This window comes from Paraburkholderia phytofirmans OLGA172, from assembly GCF_001634365.1.
GTDB lineage: Bacteria > Pseudomonadota > Gammaproteobacteria > Burkholderiales > Burkholderiaceae > Paraburkholderia.
Window position 1 is genome coordinate 2,387,427 of record NZ_CP014579.1, and the last position, 26,369, is coordinate 2,413,795.

General features: G+C 59.6%; 24 protein-coding genes and 8 pseudogenes. 13 read left to right on the forward strand and 19 right to left on the reverse strand.

What is annotated here, in order from left to right; genetic code table 11:
* The first annotated feature begins 694 nt into the window (after window positions 1–694).
* Window positions 695–1,375, forward strand: coding sequence for a 2OG-Fe(II) oxygenase (locus tag AYM40_RS30600; protein ID WP_201788173.1), 681 nt, complete (start codon window positions 695–697; stop codon window positions 1,373–1,375).
* A gap of 998 nt (window positions 1,376–2,373) precedes the next feature.
* Window positions 2,374–2,688 (forward strand): annotated as a pseudogene (locus tag AYM40_RS42895) (integrase); the annotation flags it as partial.
* A gap of 1,529 nt (window positions 2,689–4,217) precedes the next feature.
* Here AYM40_RS42895 and AYM40_RS30605 read toward each other — a convergent pair.
* The gene (locus AYM40_RS30605) at window positions 4,218–4,577 is read right to left on the reverse strand and encodes a hypothetical protein (RefSeq protein WP_158515360.1); all 360 of its coding nucleotides are present in this window, start codon (window positions 4,575–4,577) and stop codon (window positions 4,218–4,220) included.
* A gap of 351 nt (window positions 4,578–4,928) precedes the next feature.
* Between AYM40_RS30605 and AYM40_RS30610 the strand changes: the two genes are divergently transcribed.
* From AYM40_RS30610 to AYM40_RS39360, 6 genes and pseudogenes are all read left to right on the forward strand, one after another.
* Complete coding sequence (locus AYM40_RS30610) at window positions 4,929–5,171, forward strand: hypothetical protein (protein WP_063499765.1); 243 nt, start codon at window positions 4,929–4,931, stop codon at window positions 5,169–5,171.
* Window positions 5,172–5,464: 293 nt separating this feature from the next.
* A pseudogene (locus AYM40_RS30615) lies at window positions 5,465–5,863 on the forward strand (Crp/Fnr family transcriptional regulator); the annotation flags it as partial.
* A 528-nt stretch (window positions 5,864–6,391) separates the two neighbouring features.
* On the forward strand, window positions 6,392–6,547 hold the full coding sequence (locus AYM40_RS39355) for a DUF3309 family protein (RefSeq protein ID WP_082855406.1): 156 nt from the start codon (window positions 6,392–6,394) through the stop codon (window positions 6,545–6,547).
* A gap of 124 nt (window positions 6,548–6,671) precedes the next feature.
* Window positions 6,672–6,848, forward strand: a complete 177-nt coding sequence (locus AYM40_RS30620; RefSeq protein WP_063499766.1) for a CsbD family protein — start codon at window positions 6,672–6,674, stop codon at window positions 6,846–6,848.
* 98 nt (window positions 6,849–6,946) lie between these two features.
* A complete protein-coding gene (locus tag AYM40_RS30625) occupies window positions 6,947–7,339 on the forward strand; it encodes a PRC-barrel domain-containing protein (protein ID WP_148662361.1) in 393 nt (130 codons plus the stop codon).
* 158 nt (window positions 7,340–7,497) lie between these two features.
* Window positions 7,498–8,875: pseudogene (locus AYM40_RS39360) on the forward strand (ISKra4 family transposase); the annotation flags it as partial.
* 105 nt (window positions 8,876–8,980) lie between these two features.
* On the opposite strand, the gene AYM40_RS30630 reads toward AYM40_RS39360, so the two are convergent.
* From AYM40_RS30630 to AYM40_RS39370, 3 genes are all read right to left on the reverse strand, one after another.
* Window positions 8,981–9,721 (reverse strand): 3-ketoacyl-ACP reductase, encoded by a 741-nt coding sequence (locus AYM40_RS30630; RefSeq protein ID WP_063499768.1) that lies wholly within the window; start codon window positions 9,719–9,721, stop codon window positions 8,981–8,983.
* 336 nt (window positions 9,722–10,057) lie between these two features.
* Window positions 10,058–10,471, reverse strand: a complete 414-nt coding sequence (locus AYM40_RS42025) for a hypothetical protein (protein ID WP_063499769.1) — start codon at window positions 10,469–10,471, stop codon at window positions 10,058–10,060.
* Window positions 10,472–10,635: 164 nt separating this feature from the next.
* The gene (locus tag AYM40_RS39370; RefSeq protein WP_082855407.1) at window positions 10,636–10,908 is read right to left on the reverse strand and encodes a helix-turn-helix domain-containing protein; all 273 of its coding nucleotides are present in this window, start codon (window positions 10,906–10,908) and stop codon (window positions 10,636–10,638) included.
* A gap of 893 nt (window positions 10,909–11,801) precedes the next feature.
* Here AYM40_RS39370 and phaP point away from each other — a divergent pair.
* The gene (phaP, locus tag AYM40_RS30640; RefSeq protein WP_063499770.1) at window positions 11,802–12,380 is read left to right on the forward strand and encodes a phasin family protein; all 579 of its coding nucleotides are present in this window, start codon (window positions 11,802–11,804) and stop codon (window positions 12,378–12,380) included.
* Between the two features lie 334 nt (window positions 12,381–12,714).
* Here the strand turns inward: phaP and AYM40_RS30645 are convergent, their stop codons facing one another.
* The 6 genes and pseudogenes from AYM40_RS30645 to AYM40_RS30670 all read right to left on the reverse strand — a co-directional run.
* Window positions 12,715–12,918: a cold-shock protein gene (locus AYM40_RS30645; RefSeq protein WP_063500815.1), complete on the reverse strand. Its 204-nt coding sequence runs from the start codon at window positions 12,916–12,918 to the stop codon at window positions 12,715–12,717.
* 209 nt (window positions 12,919–13,127) lie between these two features.
* Entirely contained in the window at window positions 13,128–13,424 is a 297-nt protein-coding gene (locus AYM40_RS30650) for a DUF2442 domain-containing protein (protein ID WP_236721000.1), read from the reverse strand.
* A 565-nt stretch (window positions 13,425–13,989) separates the two neighbouring features.
* The gene (locus tag AYM40_RS41600) at window positions 13,990–14,163 is read right to left on the reverse strand and encodes a hypothetical protein (RefSeq protein ID WP_158515361.1); all 174 of its coding nucleotides are present in this window, start codon (window positions 14,161–14,163) and stop codon (window positions 13,990–13,992) included.
* A 20-nt stretch (window positions 14,164–14,183) separates the two neighbouring features.
* On the reverse strand, window positions 14,184–14,624 hold the full coding sequence (locus AYM40_RS30660; RefSeq protein WP_063499773.1) for an SET domain-containing protein: 441 nt from the start codon (window positions 14,622–14,624) through the stop codon (window positions 14,184–14,186).
* A 185-nt stretch (window positions 14,625–14,809) separates the two neighbouring features.
* A complete protein-coding gene (locus tag AYM40_RS30665) occupies window positions 14,810–15,016 on the reverse strand; it encodes a hypothetical protein (protein WP_063499774.1) in 207 nt (68 codons plus the stop codon).
* Between the two features lie 190 nt (window positions 15,017–15,206).
* Window positions 15,207–15,497: pseudogene (locus tag AYM40_RS30670) on the reverse strand (HU family DNA-binding protein); the annotation flags it as partial.
* Between the two features lie 1,095 nt (window positions 15,498–16,592).
* Here AYM40_RS30670 and AYM40_RS30675 point away from each other — a divergent pair.
* Entirely contained in the window at window positions 16,593–16,904 is a 312-nt protein-coding gene (locus AYM40_RS30675) for a DUF2442 domain-containing protein (protein WP_236721001.1), read from the forward strand.
* A gap of 43 nt (window positions 16,905–16,947) precedes the next feature.
* Here the strand turns inward: AYM40_RS30675 and AYM40_RS30680 are convergent, their stop codons facing one another.
* The 6 genes and pseudogenes from AYM40_RS30680 to AYM40_RS30700 form a co-directional block, all read right to left on the reverse strand.
* A complete protein-coding gene (locus AYM40_RS30680; protein WP_063499776.1) occupies window positions 16,948–17,271 on the reverse strand; it encodes a hypothetical protein in 324 nt (107 codons plus the stop codon).
* 368 nt (window positions 17,272–17,639) lie between these two features.
* Window positions 17,640–18,005: a hypothetical protein gene (locus AYM40_RS40875; RefSeq protein ID WP_148662362.1), complete on the reverse strand. Its 366-nt coding sequence runs from the start codon at window positions 18,003–18,005 to the stop codon at window positions 17,640–17,642.
* Window positions 18,006–18,022: 17 nt separating this feature from the next.
* Window positions 18,023–19,429, reverse strand: a pseudogene (locus AYM40_RS30685) (MFS transporter).
* Window positions 19,430–19,636: 207 nt separating this feature from the next.
* Window positions 19,637–20,164: pseudogene (locus tag AYM40_RS30690) on the reverse strand (MFS transporter); the annotation flags it as partial.
* 136 nt (window positions 20,165–20,300) lie between these two features.
* Window positions 20,301–22,268, reverse strand: coding sequence for an aconitase family protein (locus tag AYM40_RS30695; RefSeq protein WP_063499777.1), 1,968 nt, complete (start codon window positions 22,266–22,268; stop codon window positions 20,301–20,303).
* 106 nt (window positions 22,269–22,374) lie between these two features.
* Entirely contained in the window at window positions 22,375–23,277 is a 903-nt protein-coding gene (locus AYM40_RS30700) for a LysR family transcriptional regulator (RefSeq protein ID WP_063499778.1), read from the reverse strand.
* On the opposite strand from AYM40_RS30700, the gene AYM40_RS41605 reads away from it, so the two are divergent.
* Complete coding sequence (locus tag AYM40_RS41605; RefSeq protein ID WP_063499779.1) at window positions 23,276–23,482, forward strand: hypothetical protein; 207 nt, start codon at window positions 23,276–23,278, stop codon at window positions 23,480–23,482. The genes AYM40_RS30700 and AYM40_RS41605 overlap by 2 nt on opposite strands.
* Window positions 23,483–23,827: 345 nt before the next feature.
* The gene (locus tag AYM40_RS30710; RefSeq protein WP_063499780.1) at window positions 23,828–25,021 is read left to right on the forward strand and encodes a porin; all 1,194 of its coding nucleotides are present in this window, start codon (window positions 23,828–23,830) and stop codon (window positions 25,019–25,021) included.
* Window positions 25,022–25,053: 32 nt separating this feature from the next.
* Here the strand turns inward: AYM40_RS30710 and AYM40_RS43910 are convergent.
* A pseudogene (locus AYM40_RS43910) lies at window positions 25,054–25,143 on the reverse strand (transcriptional regulator); the annotation flags it as partial.
* 7 nt (window positions 25,144–25,150) lie between these two features.
* On the opposite strand from AYM40_RS43910, the pseudogene AYM40_RS42900 reads away from it, so the two are divergent.
* Window positions 25,151–25,288: pseudogene (locus AYM40_RS42900) on the forward strand (LysR family transcriptional regulator); the annotation flags it as partial.
* Here the strand turns inward: AYM40_RS42900 and AYM40_RS30715 are convergent.
* Window positions 25,281–25,478: a hypothetical protein gene (locus tag AYM40_RS30715; protein WP_063499781.1), complete on the reverse strand. Its 198-nt coding sequence runs from the start codon at window positions 25,476–25,478 to the stop codon at window positions 25,281–25,283. The pseudogene AYM40_RS42900 and the gene AYM40_RS30715 sit on opposite strands and share 8 nt — an antisense overlap.
* Before the next feature lie 28 nt (window positions 25,479–25,506).
* On the reverse strand, window positions 25,507–26,250 hold the full coding sequence (gene phbB / locus AYM40_RS30720; protein WP_063499782.1) for an acetoacetyl-CoA reductase: 744 nt from the start codon (window positions 26,248–26,250) through the stop codon (window positions 25,507–25,509).
* Window positions 26,251–26,369 lie beyond the last annotated feature (119 nt).

A 26,369-nucleotide genomic window follows, 5' to 3' on the forward strand; every position in this document is an offset into this window, starting at 1 on the left:
TCCCTCACGGGCGTCCGGTTGCTCATCCCTGAACACGCCAGGGGGCTTCCCGTGTTGCGTGCGCTTTCCTTGTGTACATGCTGTCGCCACTACCCCGGCGCAGCGACTGGCGGCACTGCTTCGCTCATCCATCCAGTCGTATCAGCCTTCCCCGAAAGGGTCGCCGGGTCGGCCTGCGCATCGGCATTTTCGAGGCTTGCTCAGCGTTCACTCACGTTACGGCCTGCACACTCGCGCTGTCACCAATTCGTGACACGCTTACCCGAAGGCTTCAGCCATTTCGTTACCTCCATGACTGCTCCGGTTGCTTCCGGCTGGAGCGGTTGCCGGACGGGACTTACACCCGCTGGAAAGCGCCGCCTTTTCACGGCGCACACCCGCTTCCGCCGTTAGGTCCGACGTTGTCCTGATGGCCGTTTTCACGCGTACAAGGGTCGGCCAAAGCCTTCGTTCGAGCATCGGCTGTCGGTATGTACGGCTAGCGTAGACTGCGCCGATGTCCAAACAGATAGAGTACCTCAGCGCCACCCTTTCTCTTAGGCTCCGGCGCGTGTCAATGCCTGTAGTCGACGCGCCTCCACCAACGCCTGATGGTTTTGGCAAGCTTGTAGCAGACCCGAGCGAGGCGCGATCGGGAGAGCACGTAAAAGGGGATGAGTTTCTGGAACGACCGCTGACTGAAACGAAAATCGAAGTGCTTGTTGACTGCCTGATCCGCGACCCCGCTCCGGAAGAGGCGATGAATGTCTCGGTGAATTCTCGATCCAGCGAATTCGACATCGCGACGACTGCGCTCGCCGGCAATGGCTGGTGTGTCGTGCCGAACTTTTTGTCGCGGACCCAGACGCAGGCCTTGTCGACCGAATGCATGGACATGCACGACGCGCAGCTGTTGACGCCAGCCCGTGTAGGGGCCGATCGCGCTGCCACGCTTTTGCGCGGCGATAGCACGCGCTGGTTCCAACCTGAGGCGCTGAGCACGCGGCAGCAGGCGTTCGCCGATCGCATCGAAGCGCTACGGATTGCGCTCAACCGCGACCTGTTTCTCGGCCTGGTCGATAGCGAATCGCACTACGCGGTATATCGGCCAGGCGCCGGATATGCACGCCACCTCGACTGCCTGCGTAACAACGACAGTCGCGTGATCTCCGCCGTGTTCTACCTCAACGAAGGGTGGCGGGACACCGAGGGCGGCGCACTGCGGCTCTACCTTGCCGATCAGTCGCATCACGACGTCTTTCCGCGCGCAGGAACGCTGCTGTTGTTTCTTTCGGCACAGTTTGAACACGAGGTGCTGCCCGCCACGCGCGATCGCATGAGCATCGCATGCTGGATGATGCAGCGGATGCACGCCGAGGCGCGTGCGCAGCTGTGACTAACGTTCGTGATCACGACCTTGCGGATCAGGTTGACAATCAGTCGTCGGATTTCGTGAGTGTCCATATCGGCACGCTGCCAATGGGATACGCGCGAAGCCAACGAGGGGTGACGACATTGCACAACTGCCGATAGCTACGGTGCGGGGAACCGTCTACGACGGAAACTTGCCATATACTGACTTGCGACGACCCGATCGATCCCAAATGTCCGCGGCCGTGGACGAGGCGACGTTCGGGTGTCCGTTGAATGCATTGGACGAATGGCTGAAGTTGGCCGCCTGCTGTCCCACGTAGAGGCTGTAGCCGGCTGCTGGCTACCCGCTCTCGCCCCGAGCGCTGGCTAATCAAACCTCGGAATTTGTGCGAGTGACAGGTCAGCTCGTCTTATTTAGCTGGTGACATATTTAATTTGCGGCGCCCAAACGCCTGACCAGCAAGGCTCGACCGATACGCGAACGTCGCATCGTCGTGAGGTGACACTTTTAATTTCGCAACGATGACAGTTTTAATGTGTTCTACGAGTGCGCACCATCCCCTTGACTGGCTGCAGGATTCCGATGACGCCGCAAGGTAAGTACGCAACTGGGACCGGGTGCTCATCACGGGTCGTGAATACAATCCGGCGGTTCGCGTTGAAGAGGGCCGAGACGGATGTGATGTGCTGCTGCGGGGTCGACTGTGCCACCTGAAGCCACGGACGACTATAACTATACATTCAGCGTCCTTCAGTTCGAGTGGGTTAGTGCTTGTCGTGCTGTAGCTCACGAAAAAAGCCCTCCGAACATCGGAGGGCAGAACGTCCTGGGGGGGCGCTCTGCGGTAAGTTCAGAGCGAAGGACGTAGCCATCATGGGGCATCATTCAGGTCGGCTTTTCAAGTGGGGGCATTCCCCATTCAGAAACCTGCAGCCTGGTGTCGCTCGTACTGAAGGGGATACGTTAAATGCGTAACAAAGATCAAGATCGGATCGCTATCGGACCCGACCGGGTGGCCGACGGTTATGCAACATAAAACGCAACGCCCAGTCCAGTTCGAAATCACTGAGCAAACACGTGATAGCGTGGAAGCCCGGGGCAAGGCGGCGAGGCTGGTGACAGCAGACTTTCTCTTTCGTCGCCGCATTCACAGTTCGCCTCATCTCTCGATCAGGCAGTATGCACGTCTCGTCCACTCCTGGATTGCGTCGACCCGGCTCGATGGCACCGCGTACGGAAGACACACCATGCGTCGGACCAAGGCATCACTGATCTACCGGCGCACGAAGAACCTGTGGGCGTTACAACTGCCAGTCGGTCACACCAGACTGGACTATCTCCCGCTCGGAACTATGTCCCGCCGGGCACGAGACCGATGGCACAATCGCAGCTGGCCGTGCGCAGCGCGGGACATAGGCTCGGACTACAAGCCCTTCAGGGACGCCAGCAATCGGTCCCCCGGCCGATACCGCCCGAGGCCGTACCTTTGGGGGGTATCGGCCTGTCGAGAGCCTCCTGCTTCAACGTGGGATTGGCGTCCCGGTAAACCTGTGTTGTTTCTATCGATTCGTGACCGAGCCACAGCCGATTCCCGAGAGTCACGTGGTATCGAACGTCGATTCTAGCGTTTGCCGAGCAGCAGCATCGACCGCGCCGAACCGTGTATTGATTGCGGACATGGAAGGACCTGTCTCTGGCATTCGTGGCGCGGTACCGATCAGTCATGACAGCGCGCAGGTCCTGGATGCCCAGGACGCTCATCTTCAATACCGCCGTTCCTGCGTTTTGCGAAACGTTGGCATCCACTTTTTCCGGCCGGTCTCAACCTTGGGGACGAAGGCTCGTCGCTGATTGGTCGTCGCTTTGGTGACGCGCATCGCCGAGAGGCAGAGCCGGTCTGAGCCAGCAAGCGCGACCGAAAGGATTCATTTTCATGCTGCTTTGCGGTATAAAAAAGGTCGCTCATCGAAGGGTGGATGGCGGCCTGAACGCATGTCTCAGGAGCCACTGTCGGCCCTGAAGACAGTCATACTGCGAGGGCAACAAATCTGTTTGTACGGTATTGGGCGCGTTCATCGGCCAGATCTAAGCGTAACCTCAATCCCTCTACCACATAGACGATGGCGGCATGTTGCCCGTGCCGCGAATGGCGCGGCAGTCTATCGCGGCGTCACTCCTTCGCGGCGGCGCCAGAGATCCGCTTAGCGTGCGGTGTGGTCAGTCTATCGAGGCAGTTCAGAGTTACGAAGATGAGAAGCAGGGCAAGTACGACAAGCTGGCCAACCAGGAAAATCGGCACGGCAAATATGGCCCACAGCGTCAACCTGAGCATCTCGCCTCCCTGGATTTTGCGATAGGTCGGCAGAAGCTGGCGGCGACCTTAACGGCTTGTTCAGAGGGCTCGTTGTCAGTCCCTAAAGCTATCATATCGCGACCCGTCAGATCTGTTTGTACGGTAGTGAACGCAGGCCGCCGACGGGCTGGGTGACGCGCCAGGTGTAGCGCTGACGCCCAGAGAGCGACCAACGGGGCCTGCGAATCCGTTGCAAGGCTGGAGGGTTGAGCGCGAAGTGTTGTCGAGTCAGGCCGAAGCTGGGGAGAAACGTCAAAGAACGGATGGCGAGGCGTGAGGGCGTGCCAATCGGGTGCCGGTCAGCTCCCGATAACGGGGGGCGATGTGATTATCAAGGGCTATGTCGAGCCCCCTTTTTTTTATTCTGCAAAGCAAAACGTTGGCGTCGCGGCTTCCTATGGCGCGTTGCCGCAAACTGTCAGTAAATACGGTTCGTACGGTGTGGTTCCCGCACGGCGTTTATGTAGCCCGTCCCCACGATGGGCTTTTTTTCGGCGCAGTTCTGCGGGTTCAGCAAGGGTTCGCGTATTCAGACCTGTCAATAAAAGCGGGGACGTCGCCGAGATCGAATGGATTCAACAACGGGGCCTCGCTTACGGCATGCCATCCAGCCGGCGATTTATGTGCGCGACCCGCATCGTGAACGCGAGCCCGTTCCGCAAAAAACACGCCGTCAAATGAGATGCCCTCCTCGAGACTGCTGCCCGACCACAGGATGAAGGGCAGATGGGCCAGTGTGTGCGTCGCCCTGAGTCTTTCGTGCGGTCGCGCCCCCGTCATCGCTGGCACGGTGTGGTCGGACAGCACCAGGTCGATGGTTTCAGCAAGCAGGTTTTGCCAAGCATTTTCCGCGCTGTGAGCCACCAGCACCGCGAAAGCCTTCCTGCTCCAGCAGCAGTCGGCACACATCGGTATATTCGGGCAGCTCATCGACCAGCAGCAGAGTCTTCATCCTGGTAACGCCCCCGCCCAAGAATACGGTTATATCCACAGCAAGACGCAAGGGGCGCTCCCGGCCCTTCTACCCTGCTACATCGCAACTGGCGGACGCCGCGACGATGATTGACGGCCGTTCGGGCAACGCTGGGCTGCCGGCCGGTTGGTCAAACGTTACCCGAGCCCGTGTAATTTCGCCTGCGCAATGGGCTGCATTCCGTCGGACACCATCGGTCGCTCCATCTGACCTAAAATAAGATCGGGTTCTTTAGCGCGGATCGGATCATGCTGTTCCAGGGCATTACCGTTTATGAGGAAAGCGCGGGGCACTGGCGTTTCGTGCTGGCCTCCGGCGACCGGTGTATCACGCATCCGCTGCGTTTCGGTTCGCAGGAGCAGGCGCTTCAGGTCGCCCAGGCGTCGTTCGCGGGGACGCCCGCACGCGTGGTGCCATTTCGCTGCGAAGATCCAGCCCAAGCTTCCGACGCCGGCCGGATCGCCGGTCGCGCCGCCTACCCTGATCGCTAGCGCCAGCGCGCAGACGGACATTTCTCAGGACGCGGCTAACGTCAGGATGCAACGCGCCGGGCTGAGGGCCGGTCCCGAGCGTCGAAATAGATCCGCTCAAGTGACAGCGCGATTCCGAAACGGGATGCCTGCTGCTGGCACGCGCGCGCCCCAGAATTCAAGCTGTCCATCGGGACTGACGAGAATGACTTCGCCGGCGCCGCCTGCCGGATACGCGTTGACCCGCCGGGCCAGATCCGGCTGCGGGTCCCGGTCAAGAAGCACCTTCAGTACAGATCGGGCACGAAAGGCACCGGCTCATCCTGAAAGAGGAATTCCATCGCGCTGGCCCGGTGCAGCGGTTATTGCTGCGCTATACCCAGGCATTGATCACACAGATGGCCCAGACCGCCGTCTGCAACCGGCATCATTCGATCGACCAGCAATCGTGCCGCTGGCTGCTGCTCAGCATGGACCGCCTGCCGTCACACGAGCTGAAGATGACACAGGAACTGATCGCCAACATGCTTGGCGTGCGCAGATCCGGCGTGACGGAAGCGGCGCTGAAACTGCAGGACGCGGGGCTGATCCGCTACGGTCATGGCCACATCGAGGTGCTGGATCGACCGGGGCTCGGAAAGCGCGTGTGCGAATGCTACAGCGTGGTGAAACAGGAGTTCGACCGGTTGTTGCCTGACCTGAAGGCGATATAAAACGCGCATCATTCCTGCGCGGGCGAGCAGCGCCGGGCTACGCGCAATGTCCCCTGCAGCACTCCCGGGGAATCCGGCTGCGCTCTATACCAGGGCGGGCGCGCAATTGAACCCTGACGCGAAAGCGAGAGATTGTCGTCCGCGACCGGACCGCTGCTGAACAGAATACCGCGCTTTGCCTGATGTATCGCAGAGCGTCATCTGGATCGCGCCGAACGATCTCCTGGCCGGCCAGAGTGCAGTCGGACTGACAACCCGGGAATGCCTCCTGGCGGCCGTACCCCGGCACGCGGCAGTCTGAATTCCGGGCGGAAAAAAGAAACCCCGATGTCCACCACCGTACCGACTGCGTGGCAAATCAATGCCAGCCTCACGCTACAGGGCGGATCTCGTCAGGGTTGTGCGGATGCCGGTCAGCATCACTTTTAATTTTGCGGAGACACCTCGCGAAAGGCCAGAAGATTCAGTGCGTCTGGCGAGAGAGCGGCGACAGACTGTGTTGAATACGGAGTCCGAAGGAGAAGTTCCATGTTGGGAACAATATTGATAGTCGTGCTGGTGCTGGTGTTGATCGGTGCGATACCGACCTGGCCGCACAGCCGTTCGTGGGGCTATATGCCCAGCGGACTGTTAGGCGTTGTTTTAGTCGCTGTGCTTGTATTGCTGCTTCTGGGCCGGATATAAGCACGAAATTCCTGTCTGGATGATCCCTTCGCGGATAGCCGTCGCCGGGCCGTCCCATAAGAAAAACGAGTGCCCTGCACGCGTCGAGAAGGTCGGTCATCCGTCATTTTCAAGGAGCAATGTCATGAACAAGGATCAGGTGAAAGGCCGCGTCGAGGAAGCAAAGGGAAAGATCAACGAAGCTGTCGGCAAAGCCACGGGAAGCGAAACGACCCAGGTGAAGGGTAAGGTCGAACAGGTCGCCGGCAAGACACGGGCCGCGTACGGCGATGCAAAAGAACAACTGAAGAAGCAGCCGTAGGCTGTTCGCGCCGACAGGTTTTGAGGCGCCACGTAGTGGGTCAAAGTGCTCGCGTGACGCCTTTCTCAACATATGCTTTCGAACCGCGGGGGTGCACGATGAAACGGGTTATCACGCTGGTATCGGTGGCTGTGCTCGGAGCGGCCCTGAACACGGGAACGCTGTGGGCCCAGGGAACGCCACAATCCATCACGACGAAGCGCGTTGACGTCGTCCAGCTGGCGACGGGATACCGGGCCTCCAGGATCAACGGATCGCCCGTCTATAACCGCAACAAGGACAACATCGGAACAATTGACGATCTGATCGTCAGCCCAACCGATCGGGTTCCCTACGTCATTCTCTCGGTAGGCGGGTTTCTCGGGATGGGAACCCATCTCGTCGCTATACCGTTTGGCAGCCTTCAGGTCGTCGACAAGCAGATGCGGCTGCCGGACGCGACCAGGGAGTCCCTGAAGGCATTGCCAGAGTTCAGGTACGCACCTGAGTAACGGCTGGCACCGGTCTTGATGCGACGCCGCGGGCGGCTGACGATCTGGGCGGCACCACCATGGAAGAACGGTGAGGGACCATCATTGTCGGCATCGCCTGCGACAAGCAGACTTGCGGACTCGCCTCGTCGTTGTTCGATGATGGCGATTGAAACACATTGCGTCGAGTCGAATTGACGCGGCTGCACCGAGATCCTGCGCAAGCCGAATCCGGTGACGTGGGCCTGTCTCTCGCCGAGGGGAAGACGCTGCTACAGACAGTTCAGCAGGAATTTGCAATGGCGCAGATCCAGCAATTCTGCGAGCTGCAGCGAACATGCCGCGTTTGTGGTGTGTCTGTCGCGCCGACTTCATGACAGTCACTGCTCCGAGTTGAAGACCACGTTTGGGAAGGTCTTCTACTGCCGCGAGCGATGGAAGGCTTGCAATTGCGGTGCCGACGAGTCATGTTACGTCTCGCCGCTGAAGGACTACCTACCTGACTCAAATGCCGGCGAACTGCGGTGGTTGCACGCAACCCTCGGGGCCTCGATGCTGTATCGTCAGGTGATGCGACTCATGCGGTTGCTGTTGCCGACGAGTGGCCGCGATAATCATGTCACCCTTCGCAATCACCCTGTTTCAGTGGGCGGGTACATTCAAAACGCCAGCCGGCCCAGTCGCCCCTCTGAAGCCACAGAGGTAGAGGCTGAGCTCGGTATCGATGTCGGCTACGTTCGCCAGGTCAAGAGTGTTTCAAGGGGCGACGGTGGCAAAGACTCTTCGTCCATCGCCATTGTTGTGGCTGCCGTGGGTCCGGTCGGTAAGCCACCTCGAGTATGGACATCCGCTCTGCCGCGTAACAAGCAATTGCATATAGAGATGTGCAAGTTCCTGAAAGATAGCGGCTACGAGCCGACGAACCGTGTCTGCGTCCTCTCCGATGGAGCGAGGGATCTCGCAGTCATTGCGACGGCTCTTCCGCATGCTAGTCAATGGGTTCTGGATTGGGCCCACATCGGCCGAATGTTTCAGTATGTCGATCAGGCGATTGCACCGTTGGCATACGGTCGCCTCACGCCGGCTGGCTCTGTCTTCGAATTGTGGGACCTATTTGTGCGCCTCCGAAGCTGGGTATGGGCGGGTGAAACGGATCGTTGGCAGGTGCCGGGTGAAAAGCTCTGCGAATTACTCGCCTTGCGAGAGCAACGTGACCCAACTGCGCTGAGGAAGCGAGCTCAAGCGGCTCGCTACAAAGGAAAGGATCTTTTCTACTACCTGCAGGCAAATCTCCACTCTCTCATCGACTATCGAAGCTGGCAGCGAGCGGGGCGAAGAATATCTACAGGTTTTGTTGAATCCACGATCAACCGCATCGTGGGTCGCCGCATGTGCAAGGGTCAGCAGATGCGCTGGAGTCGACGAGGTGCGCACTGCCTCATCCAGGTTCGAGTAGCGCTCCTAATCCAGGAACTCGATGCACTATCGAAGCGCCTGTCTCCTTGGCTAGGCGGCCGACGCATTTCCTGGCCTTGGCAGGAAACTTCCCACCCTTTTAACGGCTTCCATCAACATCCGTCGCCAGAAAGCTCTAGCGCCTTGTCGTCGGAGCTAGAGTCATATGCTTTCGGGCGGTTCCCTTCGCGCACCGGGCGCCGACTATTAACCCATGTGCAAGCCACCATTCAGCGAAAAATCTGCCCCGGTAGCGAAGCCCGCTTCGTCGCTGGCAAGCCACGAGACAATCGAGGCAATCTCCGTGGCTTCTCCGAGACGGCGTACCGGAATGCTCTGGACAATTGCTTCCAATACCTCAGAGCGCACAGCCCGAACCATATCGGTCCCGATGTATCCAGGTGAGACCGTGTTCACTGTGATGCCCTTGGTTGCCACTTCCTGGGCAAGCGACATCGTAAAGCCGTGAATGCCTGCCTTTGCCGTTGAGTAGTTGGTCTGGCCAAACTGCCCCTTCTGTCCGTTTACGGACGAGATGTTGACTATCCGCCCCCACTCCTTGCGGACCATCCCTTCGATGACCTGCTTGGTTACGTTGAATAGGCTCGTCAGATTCGTGTCAATGACATCGTTCCAGTTCTCACGCGACATTTTGCGAAACACGCCGTCCCGAGTAATGCCGGCATTGTTCACCAGCACGTCAATCTCACCGACCTCTTTCTTTACCTTCGCGAAAGCGGCCTCCGTCGATTCCCAGTCCCCGACGTTCCCCTCCGACGCAACGAAGGAGAATCCAAGCTCTGCCTGCTCGGCCAACCATCGCTCCCGTCGTGGCGAGTTCGGTCCGCATCCCGCCACGACGGTAAGCCCATCCTTATGGAGCCGCTGACATATCGCTGTTCCAATTCCACCCATGCCGCCCGTCACGTACGCAATTCGCTTTGCCATGTTCTGCCCTCAGTTTTTGTTACGGTCAAGGAACAAAATACTCCTGCCAGGTAGTGCGACTACGATTGCCAATGCGCCAAGGTCAAAGTGCTAGTCGCCTCTATGGCCCGCATACCAGTACGTTATGCTAACGAATGTGCAAGTCAGCCGACTCGGCCGATTCGTTGCAAGGATGTACTGCGCCATTCTTCTACGCTCAATGATGTATCCCATAAAATAGGTGCCGCCGCGTCCCCCGAACGCCCGCGTGCCAAGCCGCGCTCCCTCGCGCGGCTAAACGCATTGAGGTAACAATTTGTCTGCGCCCTCGGCTAAGCGCAAACCTCGTCCGCGGTTTCAGTTACGCTCGCCGCTTCTCTTTTTTGCGACATCCGTCGTTGCTGACGTCTTACCCTTCTGCGAGCGAGTACCTGGTGGCTTTTGTGCAAGCGGCCGACGGGCAGACGAAGGCGTTGCCCCGTGTTCTTCCGTCCCACATGAACGCCCACGCTCTATAAAATCCTGAAGCACCGCGACGGCCTCCGGCTTTCCACGCTGTTCCAGCTTCCCGGCAAGTGCACGCAGGAAGAGCTTCAAGTCGTCACGCCCGTGCGAAATCTCGAACTGCAGGGCTGTTTCTTTCACCGCCGCGTGAATGCTTTCTGCGTACAGCATGCTCGCGATATGCGAAGCGCCCCTCGCCAGTTCCATTTCCCATTCTTTCAGGAACTGCGCCTCCTCCGACGCCGGATTGTGTTTAATTGCCGTCATATCGACCCTCCGGTTTTGCGGCGAACGCTTCGTAAGTGGTCTTCGAAATACCCCGCAGGCGCATCGTCAGCCGGTATCTTACCGACCAGGGTGTGAGTATCTGGACCTATTGGGACTCACAGGGCGTACCGACTCCTTACCGTGCGATTCCCAAGGAAAGCAGACTAGGCGACCTGGGGTTGTCCCGTGCAGAGCCAGTGAACGTCGAGATGGAGGCCGGCGGCGACACGCGTACAGGCGTTTAGCGGCGGAACCGTGATTCCGCGCCGCCAATACTGCACTTCGTCTTCACTCACGCCTAACCACTTTGCTGCCTGGGCCGAGCTCAAGCCGGCGCGTTTGAATGCCCTGTCAAGGCGTGCGGCGAGGGCTCGCCTGAGGCGATTGTCCCCGACGCTACGCTCGAGGTGGCCGATATTTTCGGTATGTCGGTTCATCTTGTTTAATGTCTCTCAGCGTATATTTTTTATGTAATTCAGCGCCGGCTCATTCGCGGCGCCCGATGAAGCTACGCGTTCGTCATGACAGCCTCGTGACGCCATGTTGCCCCCTCTCATCAACCTGTAAGAGTCCCGAATGGCGTGCGCTCGCTGCGTCACTATTCCTCCGTGTCAGCATCAGTGTCAAACGAAAAATAATTCGCAGAAAATCGTTGTACCACATTAAGCCTCGTGCCTCGGTTTTCCCTGTCGGCAAGCGTGCCCAAATGCATTACCGATTTGAAGCGGTCAATACCCCGCAGCGTGAATGAAAGACCCGGCCAGGATTTCTCTGAATGGACTGTGCCAAAAGACCACGGTCGAAAGCGCTTCCCACACGGGACGGTTTCGTTTGCAAGCTATGGCGGAGACACAGGGTAGTTCATCACAGTTTCTGTATCAACGCGCGAGCAGCTTGCAACACGTGCGCCGGCGTTTGGCCGGTGCGATGGTGGTGGCGCCCCAGTCAGCGAACTCCCATGGGTGCACCTGCGGCAACGACCTTGCGCATGCCGTTCCACAAAGCTCCGAAACGGCTTCGAAGGATTGACTTCCCCCTGCGGCGTTGCACACGCCAGAGTAAGCGTCCATGTACGGCCTCCAGGTGAGGCCGTACCCGATACCAGGGTTTTCGCCTGAACGCGATTGTGTTCCAACGCCACCGGGGCATTCGGCGCCGCTCGCACACGCCGCGCATCGCCACACCGCGACATGCGATTGACATTCGCACGCTCTACCCTAGAATGGCATTTTGCTGCGTCGCAACAGCGCTTCCAACTCTGCGACTCGTCGTTCGTGATTCCGTTCGATGGTCTCCCGGACTTTCGCCACTTCACCCTACGGAGTTAGTGATGAGCAGTCTTGCCCCGGAACAATTGGTCGCCATTCAGAAGGCCGGTTTCGAAACGACGTTTGGTCTCTTGACCAAAGCGCTTGAAGGCACCGAAAAGCTGGTCGAGCTGAGTGTGCAAGCGGTCAAATCGAACCTTGCCGAAAGTCAGGAAATCCTGGCCAAGGTGTTAGCGGCCAAAGACCCACAGGAATTGTTCGCGCTGCATGCGAGCCAGATGCAACCGGCCGCAGAGAAAGTACAGTCGTACTGGCGCCATGTCTACGAAATTGTGTCTAGCACCCAAGCCGAATTCGCGGCGACCGCTGAAGCGCAACTCAAGCAGCGCCAGCGCGACGCGCAAGCGTTCGTCGACAGCCTGGCGAAGAACGCGCCAGCAGGAAGTGAAGCCGTCTTGTCCGCATGGAAGTCCGCTTTCGCGACCGCCAACGAGACCGTCGGCTCGGCGTACCGCGCTGCCCAGGAGGCGACAAAACAGGTGGTCGAAACCGCAGAAAACAATGTCAGCGCTGCGTCTGCCGCCTCCGCCAAGTCGACTAAACGAGCCATCGAACAGGTAGAAGCCGTCGAGAAAAAATAAGCCGGCCGACGACGGCCATCGCACGAAGAGGTCCAAGGCGAGCGCTGCTCGCTTTGTTTTTTTGCGGGTGTCCCTTTTCGAGGGCGACCAGTGCACCACAAAGACTGACACGGAACGACCTGTTGTGACGGTTCGAGGAACACTGCAAGCACCCTGTCGAGGTCCATGGCGGTGCTCTCGAACAAAAGCGGTGGCTTTGTTATCCTGTGCGTGCGCGGTCAATCAAGGACGCGCCTCAGTCCACGTTCTCAACGGGCACACAACTGAAAAACAAGAATAGTCTGTCGTCCGTCGCGGCGACCATTCCTTAAGTGACAGCGAATGTGCAAAGGTATCAGACTGGCTTGATGTTAGCGGCTTGCTTACCTTTCGGACCTTGCTTCACTTCGAAACTCACTTTTTGCCCTTCCTGAAGAGACTTGAAGCCCTCTGCCTTCACCTCCGAAAAATGAGCAAACAGGTCTTCGCCGCCATCGTCAGGCGTGATGAAGCCAAAGCCCTTCGAATCGTTGAACCACTTCACAGTACCGGTCGCCATCATTGTGTACAGAATGAAAAAAACGCGTTATATGGACCCTATCGGCCGCGTCGTAGAACATTCAATGCCTTCGAATAATGGAGCGTCAAGTCCATTGCCATTTGAGATTTCATCAAGGCCGCAGGGCTGCTGTCGACAGAAAGGACATCGCGACATACAAGGCAACGCTGCGCCGGAGGTCCTGGCAGGAGACGCTCAACTGTGGAACGCTAGGAGCCGGCGTTCTCGGGCCGGTATGAAAGCAGCGCCGGGACATTGATGTCTTCGTCGATTTCCGGCCAGAACAACTGCTGGCGGTCCATAGAAACTGCAAAATGCCCGCGCTCCGCTGATGTGGCTGCCTGCAGGACAGGAAACCAGTCCAATGGGAACTGAACGGCCCGACCGTCCGACAGATCGAGAAACAGGTGCTGGCTGTCAAAGTGCACGCTTACCGCTCCGCAATCCATGGTCGCCTCCTGAATGAGCAGCAACTTAAAGATAGGCCGCCGCAGGGCGCCATACAAGAAAGAATGCTGAAAAGCATGACCGCATCAGGGTTGGGATTGAAGTGATGCGAATCCAATACTTTTATCATCTGCACTGGTTCTATCTGCAAAACTCTTTTCATGTGCCACGTGCTACGCCCAGTTCTTTTGCTGATGATGGGGCTTGGCTTTTCTGGGTGGTCGTAAGCAGGCGCGCGTTGGCTGGATGCGTCATCGGGTCTGGTGGATGGCGTCAAGCACATCGGCTAGCCTGCCGACACAGGGCTCAATGCCAGTCGCGCGTCCGAGCGACGCTCACGAAAACAGTGGCAAAGATTCGACGACGGTTTGGCGCCGACGCCGCGGCGACGCAGATCGACTGGGCCCGTGCAGCAGTTTTCTCGCTGGCCGAACCGAGCCGGCGGTTCAGATCCGACAGTGCTCTGCATAGAGACGTGCGAGGGGGTATCCCCGTCAATGCCAGTTCAAGCCGGTCCAGCAACTCCGGCAGACTCGCTTCCCCTGCGCTCGTTCGCGAGAACTTCCGCTTCTGCATAAGACCGCCCCCTGATTCTGCCGACGACGCGCGTTGGCGTTGACGGCATCACAAATCTTCGAGATCCAGCGACATCTGTTTCTTCGTGTGCGTCCCAACTCCCTTTCGCAACGTGGGTTTTAGCACATCAAGATGAAAGACCACATCCACGCCGATCTGGAGAAAGCCATCACTCTCCCGTTTCGGGCTCTCGGCGCTTTTCGGGATAGCGACGCTGCCCACTACCTGCTCCGCCACCCTGTTCACGCATCGTCGGCCAGCATCGAGTGATGACAGTCCGCCGCGGCGCACCGGCATGCATACTGCGCCCGGACGTCTTCATCCAGCGGATCGTCAGTGGCGAGCAGATATTCAATGAACAGTTCTTCACCGGCCCCGATCGACCGGAGCGTGTGGATGAAAATGCGGCCATCGTCTTCAATGGTCTCGCAGTTGGGCGCGCACGCGTGATTGAGCCAGCGTGCGCAGTTGCCGCCGCGGCTGCCGTCGATCACGCGGCCATCCGACAGTCCGAAAAGAAACGTGTGTCCTTCGATGCCTTCACGTTGGTGACGGCGCACCGCATTGCGCCACGACGTGATTTCACCTTTGTACTGCAGCACGCGCTCGGCCGCCGCGAGCGGTTTTATTGCGAACACGCCCCTGCCGTGAACTGACGACCGCCGAACGATCACGCGCCGCATACTGTTTCCTTTACCGATGTCACCGGCAGTATACGAGCAGCGAATTTCTGCATCCACTCCGATCTTATATGGGGCGCACCCTCAGGTCACGAAGCCGGTATCCATATTGAAAGTGGACAGTCTGGTCGAGCGAACAGCTGGGGAATGGGGGTAGCCAACAGACCGCCCAGTGACGGCGTCCTGACTCAGAACAGCTGGGCGCCGAGTTCGCGCAGGCTGTTCCACTTGACGGTGCTGATGAAGGTCCTGCCCGTCGTATCGAGAGACTCGATCATCGCGCGCTGCCCACACGCTTCTGCGATCACGCGCACGATGCGCGTCCGGTAGCGCAGCAGCGCACCGATCGGTGGACACAGCGGCTCCCGCCTGCTCCGCGATTGTTTCTTTTCCATACGGCTATCTATATTGATGTGCAGCGAATCGAAGGGGCCGCGGCACGTCGCAGCATCTCGCCACCGATGCTACCAGGCCGACTTGCCCAGGTCCAGGCTCTATGCACAATCACGTCCACTCCCTGTCGTCGGGCAACGGTAGGGGCGATGTGGCCGGCTGGGTACCGCCGGCAGGGGCTTGTGCACGGTCTCAGCCGCCGTTCACCGCATCTTTGAATGCCTTGCCCGCCGTGAACTTCACGGTCCTCGCTGCAGGGATCTGGATCTCGGCGCCGGTGGCCGGGTTGCGACCGACCCGCGCGGCGCGCGCACCCGTCGAAAACGAGCCGAAGCCGATCAGCTGCACCGTGTCGCCTTTCGTGACGGCCGCCGTAATGGTGACGATCAGCGCATCGAGCGTGTCAGCGGCAGCCGCCTTGGTTGCGCCGGTCTTCGCGGCGACTGCATCCACCAGATCCTGCTTGTTCATTGTCTTTTCCTCGTTGAGTGAATGATGATGGCGTCACCCTACCCGATCGGCGCGCCTCCGCGCAATCGGCACGCAACTGGACGGGTTTCACGCGCCCGGTCCAGACCGATACCGGCCCGTCTTCTCCTGTCGTCTCGGCGCGCGCGTGTTGAAGCCGCCTGACGAAATTGGCACAAGCAAGGGCAGCGACGCTGAACGCGAAAGGTCAATGGCCAGATTTCTGTGCCGGAGGCCCGGCGTTCCCCGAGGATCGCCCTGCCGCGACCATCGCCCACGCCTCGGTCTGCCCCACGCCTTCTGTTGCTTGCGCCCCCGTCCCGCGCGGCTCTTGGTCACATCCCGACAATCCGGCGGCGCATCCGCTCACACAACTAATGTCGTAACTATCGCGTCGACGCCGGCAACTAAAGCTGTAACCCGATGCGCGGTTTCAACAAAAGTTATCACTCAATGAGCGGTGGCGCGCCGCAGCACGGTCGCCATGGGCAAGGTGGAGAACCTACTCACGCGGCGCGGCCACGTCACGGTGCACCGGATGGCAATGTGCCCGGGTAGTCACAAAATTAGTTGAAAACTGGTAACAGATTGCGTTGTGTGAGCGGTCATCCGGTTCCTATAAGGGCCAGTGTCCTGAAATGAAGGGTATGATAGCTCTGACTATCCGGGCCTTCATTTCCGGGCGCCTGCTGCATCTGTGAGACGAACCCTAACTTGCCCCAGCTCGTCACGGTGCTTCCCCGGGCTGAAGGGTCAATTCCAATGGCGATAAGTCGTATTGCCACCATTGCGTTTGGCGATATTGAAAAGGATGGCAATCGGGCGAGGCTCTAACCTGATGCCGTTTTCACCATTACTCCCGATATCGTGAATTCATGGCCTGCGAAGGCCGCACCCGCGCATGTCGGTTAACAGTTCTGACGCATCGGATCGGAACCATTGACGCCCGCCACGAGACGGCACACCTTCCTCCGGCAAACTCGAGCGATGGACATTCCAGCGGAGAACGCTGTTGCCTTCCGCGCGCCCGACCGCAGCCACGCCTGCCGTCCATCGCTGCGCCGCCAGGCGTTATGATTCACCACCTCGATCGCTCTCACGCTACTCACGGTGAACACCGACGACCATCCTCTGATGATGCGGGTTCACAAGCAGGGCGACGAAACTGCAGAAGGTATCGTGATGACACGGCTCGCAACAGACCTGCTGTTTGACGACACCAGCTTCACCGTCGTACTTGGCGACGGTCGCAGGCTCAAAATTCCACTACGGTGTTTCCCGCGACTGGCAGCAGCGACACCTGAACAACGGGACGCATTCCGCATCTCTGCCTCAGGCGCGGGTCTGCATTGGGACGCCCTCGACGAAGACATCAGTGTCGCCGGATTACTTCGCGGCCAGATGGATGCGACTGTCCGGTGAATCTAACCCGGCTTTCGACACACGCCCGGTAGCTGATGAGGGCTCACCATCTGAGCAGTTCGCGCAACCGGGCAATGATCCAGTTCATTTCGACTACACTGCACCAGTCCTTGCCCGCGATAGCGTCCCCGATGCGCCCCAGCACTACATCGTGAGAATTCTGCGGGTACTTTGCGGCGTCCTTCCGGGCGGCCACAATCAGTTGCTGTGCCAGGTCCTCACATATCTGCCATCGCTCCAATCGCTCTTCTTCGGTCAGTCCGACGACAAAGCGGCCGTTGATCATGCGCGCCGCCAGCATCGGCTGTGCTCCGGCGAGCGCGGCTGGCGCGACATCACGCGGAAAGTCGTCAGGTACCTTCGTCATTTTCGCCTCCCAACACACGAGGTGGTGGTTTGCAGGACGCGGGCGATATGTTCAACCGCCCTTATCAGGCTCGAAAGTGGAAACCAGGAACGTACGATACGAATCGGACCCTGCCGGCCAATGCCGCAGGACTCTCACCGCCGCCCTCTTCTGCCAGTCCAGAGTCAAGATTACGCCAGGTGCAAAAGGGATGGCGCGGCCGGCCGCACGACCATAGCGGGCGTCGTGGCATCTCCCCCATATTCGAGAAAACTGGACGAAGCGATCCGCCGCCCGCAGAGTTTTCAAAGCAGCGCCCACTCCCCCGTCCGACGCACCCGGCGTTGCGTCCTTGTGCAGGGAACATCGGGCACCCTTATAGTCCTTTCCTATGTCGAATGTTGCACCGCAACCCGTATTTTGCCGTTGGAGCAGACTTTGTTGTCTGTTAACGCGTCGTTAGCGATTGGTGCAGACTTTGTTGTGCGCCCATAGCATCCAAGCAAATGCTGCTTGGTCACACCATCTTTAAAAGTTCCAGCCATTCGCAGGGCCGTGCCAAGCCCGCTGACTGAGCTCGCTACGTTGATGGTCCAGCCAGGCAGCAGCCACTTCGAACGATTTCTGTTGGTTTTTGCATCGACCATGTTCGGCGATGGTACGAACCGGATGTCGTGTCGTTCAATTGTTTCGCGGAGACTGCGCTGCCAATTACCGGGAGCGATTTTTACGGCCACTGTAAGCAGCCTCTTCACAGACTCGTCTCTCCAAGCTACTGAGATATTTTTTCCAGCTCAATACCCTTCGTACGCGGTCCCATCAACCCGATTGCCAGCATTACGATCAGCATCGCCCCAGCGATAAAGACGAAAACACCAGTGGTGCCAAACTGCTTCAACACGGCGGCAATCAGAAACGCTGTGAAGATCGCCGAAAAACGGCTCCACGAATACACGAAGCCCACCGCGCGCGCGCGGATGCTGGTCGGAAAGAGTTCGGTCTGATACGCGTGAAAGCTGTACGAAATGATATTGCCCGCCAGGGTCAGACACACACCGAGGCTCACCAGCAGTACCGCGCCGGACGCCTGGCTGAACCACAGCCCACAAACAATATTCACGGCAGCCATCACCACAATCACAGTCTTGCGCTCGAACCGGTCGCCGATGAAAAGCCCGATAACCGGACCTACTGGCGCGGCCAAAGCGATCACGCTCGAGTACATCAGGCTTGTCGTGATCGTGATGCCCTGCTTGATGAGCAGCGTCGGTACCCAGTTCGCAAAGCCGTAGAAGCCCACCGTCTGGAAGATGTTGAAGATCGTCATCATCAGCGTTCGGCTGCGGTAAGGGGGCACCCACATATCACGAAAGCTCCCTCGCGGCGCGACCGGCATCGGCGGCGCGGGCGGCGGCAACTCGCGCCCGTACTCGCGACGCACTTTCGCTTCGAGTTCGGTCATCACACGATCCGCTTCCGCTAGGCGTCCTTGCTGTGCGAGCCAGCGCGGACTTTCCGGCAACGCGCGCCGGATCCACCAGACAAACACTGCACCGTGCGCGCCGATCAGCACGACCTAGCGCCAGCCGTCCAAGCCAAGCAATGTGCGCGGCACCAGCAGATACGACAGGAACGCCACCACCGGCACCGCCGTAAAACCGACGGCCTGCTCGCATGCGAACGCGCGCCCTCGGATCTGCTTGGGCACCAGTTCGGAAATGTACGTGCCGATCGTCACCAGCTCGACGCCAATGCCGACTCCGGCGACGAAGCGCCAAAAATTCAGACCGGTAGCCGATTGTTGAAAAGCCATAATGACGTTGGCCGCTACGTACCAAAGCAACGAATACGTAAAGACAGACCGCCTTCCAAATCTGTCGGCGAGAAATCCGCACGCAATAGTCCCAACGAATAAGCCAGCAAACAGTGCAGCAATAAAGCTCGCGATTCCGGTAGAACCAAAGAGGCCGTGAGTCGAGGACGTCAGGAGGCCACTCTTCACCAACCCAGGCGCGACGTAACCGGTGTACAGAAGATCGTAGAGTTCAAAGAAAAAACCCAGACTCAACAGGATAACTAACTTCCAAATGGTCCGGGTAGGCGGCAATCTATCTAACCGTGCCGAAATTGCACCTGCATCGACGATGCAGGTGCTTGGGTCCAAATTTGTTGTGCTCATAATTGATCAGTTTCCAGATAGTCGGATGTCCGACGCTATTCACTGCTTGAGAACTGCGATTGAGCGCGGGGAATCAATGCCGCTCGTCTTCGACTTTCATTTAAAAGTGCGGTGCAACATAACACCAAACTTCACATTGTGAAATCAAAAGGCCTGATTTCCCGGAAACATCGAGAGGTTAAGAATTCTGTTTTTTCGCCCGAGGAGGCCGACAGTAAAGGTAGAGGGTCCAATATTAACCCCCTTAATTCCACTGGCACACGCCACGAAGCGCCAGAAGTTCAAACCCGTCGCCGTTTCCTGAAACGCCATCACGACGTTGGCCGCCGTGTACCACAGCAGCGAATACGTGAACACGGCACGGCGTCCGAAGCGATCCGCCAGAAAGCCGCACGCGATCGTGCCGATGAACAGCCCGCTAAACAGCGCGGCGATGAAACTCGCGACGCCGGTCGAGCCGAACAGGCCGTGCGTCGTCGCGGTCAGCAGGCCGCTTTTGACGAGGCCGGGCGCGACGTAGCCCGAGTACAGCAGGTCGTACAGTTCGAAGAAGAAGCCGAGGCTCAGCAGCACCACCAGCTTCCATATGGAACGCGTGGCGGGCAGCCGGTCGAGGCGCGCGGAGATGCTGCCGGCGTCGAGCAGAACGGACGCTGGGGACGCCGCAGCTGTTGCGGAAGACGCCGCGCCGCCGGCATTGCGCGCGACGGACCCGGCGTGATCGGGGGATGCCATAGGGTTTGTCTCCTGGTGATGCGGGTCATACGGGCGATGCACGATGATGCTCGCCGGTGCCGGTCTTGCGCCAGCCTTGGGTACTTTCGCGCGTCACGCGCACTGAGATGCCGGGCCGCAAGGTCCGGCCAGCATTCTAGCCGCGGGCGCGCTTCAATTGTTCGAAGGTGGTGATTTTCCCGGCCAGCGCGCTCGCCGCAACGGTGTACGGACTCGCGAGCCACACCTTGCCCGGGCCTGAACGGCCGGGGAAATTACGGTTGATCGCGCTGATCGTCACCTCGTTCGCATTGGCCGATTGGCCCGGTCCGCAATTCGCACACGAACCGCAACCGGGCATCACGAGCGTCACACCCGCGCGCTCGAAGACCGGTAAATAGCCTTGCTCCTCGCAATACGAGCGCACCGCCATCGTGCCGAATTGCAGGAAGAGACGCGTGCCCTCGGGCACACGCATGCCCTGCTCCACGCCCCAGCGCAATACCTCGTGATAGAAGTCGAAGTCTTCGCGCTTGCCCGCCGTACATGAGCCGCCATACGCAATATCGATCGCGACGTCCTGCTCCAGTTGCGGTGCCGGCACGCCGTTGCCCGGATCGCCCGGCCGCGCGAGCATCGGTTCGATGGCGCTCGCATCGATGCGAATCGTGTCGCGATACGTGGCGCCGGAATCGCTTTTCATCCAGTCTTCAAGGGCGAAATCGACGCCGCGCCGCTCCTTCAGAAACGCCACCGTGCGTTCGTCCGGTGCCACGATGCCCGTGAAGCCGCCCAGCTCGGCGACCATATTGGTCAGCGTGGCGCGTTCGTCGATCGACATCGCGCGCACTGCCGCGCCGCCGTATTCGAACACGAGGCCGATTGCGCCACCCGAGCGGATCGCGTCCATCTGCAACAGATGCAGCACGACGTCCTTCGCGGTGACGCCATCGCGCAACGCGCCGTCGATTTCAATGCGCAACGTTTCTGGCACTTTGCAGCGCACGTAGCCCGTCACCCAGCTATTGGCGATTTCCGTTGCGCCCGCACCGAATGCGAGGCAGCCAAGCGCGCCGGAATGCGGCGTGTGCGAATCGGTGCCGCACGCAACCTGCCCCGGCAACGCGTACTGCTCGGCCATCAGCGCATGACAGATGCCTTCGGAACCCGGCGCGTTGTCGAGCGCGCCATGCGAGCGCACCGGATAGTCGCGCGAGAACGACATGTGCCCTTCCATCAGATTGGCAACGCCCGGCAGCAATCCGTCGCGGACGTGCGGAATACTTTGCGAAGCGAGTACCAGGTGATCCTGGAACGCGATGATGTGATCCGGCGCGTGCAGCGGCGCGGGCTTGCCGAACGCGCGATGCATCAGATGCGCGCACATGCCGGTGAAGTAATCGTGGCTAAAGCGCCAGTCGGCGGCGATGAAGACGCCTTCGCCGCGCCGCGCGCTGTCAATGCCCGGATGAAGATGGCGTTCGATGATCTTCTCGACCAGCGTCTTCGGCTCGGCGACGCTTGCAGCGGTTACCGCATTCGCGGCGTTAGCCATCTCCCGCACACGCGGCGCGGGCCAGTCCGCGAACTTGCTGTACGCGAGCAATCCGCCGCTGCGAATGATCTGCTGCGTAAGCGCATCGCGGCCTTTGAGAAACGCGTCGATCGGCACCGCCTCTCCCGCAATCAAACGATCGAGCACGGAGAAATCGGTGGTCGTGAGAATGCCGATGTTGTCGCAATTCTGCTGATAGATCCGCTCGAAACTCTCGGCAACGATCAGGCGGATGCCCGCCGACAACTCCGCCAACGGACTCGATTCGCGCGACGAACCCTTGCCGTAGCGCTTGCCCGCCACCGTCACCTGGAAGCCGCCGTCCTTGACCGCATTGCGGCCGATCGGCAGACGCTCGCCCGCCTTGAAACCGACGTACGGATACTGGCCGAGGCGTTCGTCATAGGTAAGCATGACGGTGACCGGCGTGATTTCGTCGGTGGAGACGTCATCGCGCAGCGGGCCTGCCGTGGCGCGCGTGAAATTTTCACCGGCGAGTTGTGCCTCGATCACCGCGGGGTCCTGGGACAGGTACAGCACGCGGCCGTCCAGACGAATCGTATCGCTCATATGCACTCTCCTTGCGCTCACTATACGGCTCGCGCCGGCGATGCCGAAGTGCCGGTCCAGCAACGCAGACGTCTTGTTTGGAGAACGATGCGAGGCGACCCGCGCGCTAGGGCTTGCTGCCGAGGAACCCCACCAGCGCCGCCGCGCTGGCGCTTAACTGATCGCGCGACTTGAAGATCATGATGAGATGCCGCACCGCCCAGGCGTCGCTCAAGGACAGTAACCGCACGTCGAGCGCATTCACGTAGAGCAGCCCCACCTGTTCGGGCACGATCGCGATGCCCAGACCAGCGTGGACCATCCGGCACAGCGCATCGAGGCTGCTGACGCGGATCTTGACGTCGAGCTGCCGTCCCGCACCGGCCGCCTGCTGCGCGAGCAGCTTCGTCAGCGCGCTCTCGCTGCGCAGGCCGACGAAGCTATCGCCGAGCAACTCGTCGAAGACCACGCGTGAAGCGGAAGCCAGACGATGGCCGCCCGGCACCAGCACCGCCAGGCGGTCTTCCCGATACGGCGCCTGCTCGAAGGCTTCACTGCCCGCCACCGGATTGCAGATGCCGAAGTCCGCGCCGTGTTCGTCGACGATACGCAGCACCTCCGCGCTGTTCTCCTCTTCGAGTTCGATCGACACCTCCGGGAACACGCGCCCGAATGCCGCCACGTCTTCGGGCAAAAACTGCACGATCGACGAAAGATTCGCGACCACCCGCACCCGCCCCTTCGCCCCCGACGAAAAGCGCGACAACTCGGCGCTCATCTGCTCGATGTTGCCGATGATCGCCAGCGCATGGCGCAGCACGGTCTCGCCGACCGGCGTCACCGTAATGCCGCGCGACTGGCGCTGAATCACCGGCAAGCCGATCAGCGCCTCGATCTCCGCAATGCGCCGGCTCACGGCGGAAGACGCGATGAACTCGCGCTCGGCGGCGCGCGCAATGTTCTGCTCCTGGCAGACGGCGACGAACAGGCGCAATGAGGTGAGGTCGAGTCGCTTGAGGAGGTTTTCCATGGTGTCGCCTGACGGTGAATACCTCGATTGTGACGTGCCTTGGGTGATCCGCAAAAGCACCGTTCGGAAAAGCCCCGAGTATCGGCGAGCGGCGCCGGGCCTGTCGGCGAAAAGGCATCTCTTCGAGGGAGCATCCCGAAACGTCGCTTTTTCGCGTCAGTTTCATCTGCGTGGCGTCAACCCCGCCGAGGGCCACATCGCCTAAAAAATACCTATGATTTAAAAGCGATATTTCTTGCAAAACGAGACTTCGTCACTTCATGAAACGGCTTTTTGTAAAAAAGTAGAAACACTTCGGAACCGGTTCCATTTACCATGGCGCCGCGATCCGACGACTGCCCGTGGACGCCATGGCGCGCTCCCATCTCGCGATAAAGAACACCTTGCAACGCGTCCGCAATCAGAGCGAGTGGCAAGGATCGCGCACGCCGCTTCCCCCGCTTCACGCGGTCTGCTCCGTTGTTCAGGAGTGGACTGCGTGCACGCGGAACAAAGAGAGATCGCCATTCAGGCGACCTGAGATAGACGATTCAACCAAGCTATAACTACGATGAAAAAGCAATTGATTGCTGCACCCCTGCTGTTGTCTTTCGCCGGCATCGCGTCCGCGCAGAGTTCCGTCGTGCTGTACGGCATCGTCGATGCGGGTATCACGTATCGCAGCAACGAGCGCACCGGCACCACGGGCGCCTACACAGGCCACTCGAACGTCGCGTTGACGAGCGGCAACCTCTCCGGCAGCCGCTTTGGCATCAAGGGCCAGGAAGACCTCGGCGGCGGCTGGAATGCGATGTTCCTGCTTGAAGACGGTTTCGACATCACGAACGGCAAGACCGGCCAGAACGGCGGGCTGTTTGGCCGTCAGGCGTTCGTCGGCATCGGCAGCCAGCAATACGGCACGGTCACGCTTGGCCGCCAGTACACCTCGCTGAACGACTTCGTCTCGCCGGTTGCGCCGGTCGCCGTGGTCGGCGGCTACGGTGCGCATCCGGGCGATATCGACGATCTCGATCAGACCGCGCGGGTCAACAACTCGGTCAAGTACACGAGCGCGAACTACTCGGGCTTTACGTTCGGCGCGCTGTATGGCTTCGGTGGTCAACCGGGCAGCCTGAAGCAGCAGAACACGTGGAGTGTGGGCGCGGCGTACGGCAACGGGCCGCTGCATGTGGGCGTCGGCTACGAGCGTTCAGACAACAGCAAGAGCGGCACGAAGGACTCGACATACGGCAAATGGAACGGCACGGACGATGGCGTGTTCAATTCGTCGATCAATGAGGGCTACGCGAGCGCGCAATCGCAGCAGATCATCGCCACAGGCGCGACGTATGATTTCGGTCCGGCTATCGTCGGGGTGAACTACAGCAACGTGCAATATCGCTCGGGCGCCGATTCGTTGTTCAACGGACATGCGACGTTCAACATCGCGGGCGTGTTCGGCCAGTGGACGATCCGGCCGTCCGTGCAATTGTTCGCGGGCTATAGCTACACACGTGGCGGCGAAGTGGAGGGTGTGGATGAGCGCGCGCAATATCACAACGTGACGCTCGGCGCGCAGTACAACGTCTCGAAGCGCTCCACGGTCTATCTGATAGGTGGCTATCAGCACGCGTCCGGCGTCACGCTGGATGCGCTCGGCAATCCGGTCGCGGCGACCGCGTCAGTCAGCGACAAGGGCAACAGCCACTCGTCGGACACACAGTCTCAGGCGATCGTGAGTATTGGCTTGCGACACCGGTTCTGATGGGTCCGGGAAGGTGCACTGAGAAGACTTCGAGTCAGCTTGCACATCCGGATAGGCACGCAGCGGCCGCTTTCGATAAAACTGACATGCCGCTGTGAGACACCCGCGTTGAACGACAAGTCCCTGCAGTTGCACAACACCCGGCGCGACATAAGACTGACCATGCGAGCAGCCGGCACACCCTCACCTGCCGCGCGTGCGTTGACCGACGCGATCCGGCTGTCGGTTGTCGTCGTGACTCGCACGATCAGTACCGCTGCTAAATAGTCTTTGCGTGCGTGGACTCGCCTGGCGCATCGCCATGCCGGGCGTTGCGCCAGTGCGGCCAGTAGTGACGGTGATCCAGCTGCCTAAGCCGCTTTCGACGCATCTGCTCCAGATAATAATGAGCGGCGACGAACACGGGTGCCATCGCCAGCACGAACCAACCCATAACGATTCCCACTGATTCACTCATTGCAACCTCCATTGCAGAACCATCGGCTTCACTGCAGGTGCTGCCCCCCGTTGATTGCAATGTTGGCTCCAGTCACGAAACCCGCTTCTCGCGAGCACAGGTACAGCACGAGTGCGGCGACTTCGTCGGGCTCTCCGAGCCGGCCGACCGGAATCTGCGGAATGATCTTCGTCTCGCGGATGTCCTCAGGCACCGCCATCACCATCTTCGTTGCGATATAACCCGGCGAGATCGTGTTGACGGTGACGCCTTTCTTCGCCACCTCGAGCGCCAGCGATTTCGTGAAGCCATGCATGCCGGCCTTCGCCGCCGCATAGTTGGTCTGGCCGAAGCCGCCCTTGGAGCCGATGATCGACGAGACGTTGATGATGCGACCCCAGCCACGCTCGACCATGCTGTCGCACACCGGCTTTGTCATGTTGAACACCGAATCGAGGTTGGCGCGGATTACCGCGTCCCAATTGATCTTGTCGAGCTTCTTGAAGCTGGCGTCCCGCGTGATGCCGGCGTTGTTGATCAGAATGTCGACCGCTCCGACCTCAGTTCTGATTTGCGCCATGCATTTTTCACACGAGTCGTAGTCGGCGACGTCGACCGTGTAGGCGAGGAATTGCCGTCCCTGCGCTTCCATTCGGGCGAGCCACTCGTTCGCACCGGTGTTGCCCGGCGAGCAGGTGACCACGACCGCATACCCGGCGTCATGCAGCTTGATGCTGATCGCTTCGCCAAGTCCGCCCATTCCACCCGTCACCACCGCGATCTGCTTTGCCATCGAATCGTCCTCCTAAAAAGTCGTCGCCATGCTCATCTGGAGCAACACTATGTTCAGTCCACCAATTTGAAACTCGAATCCTTCCACATGAGGAATCCTACCTATGGTGCATGAACCTC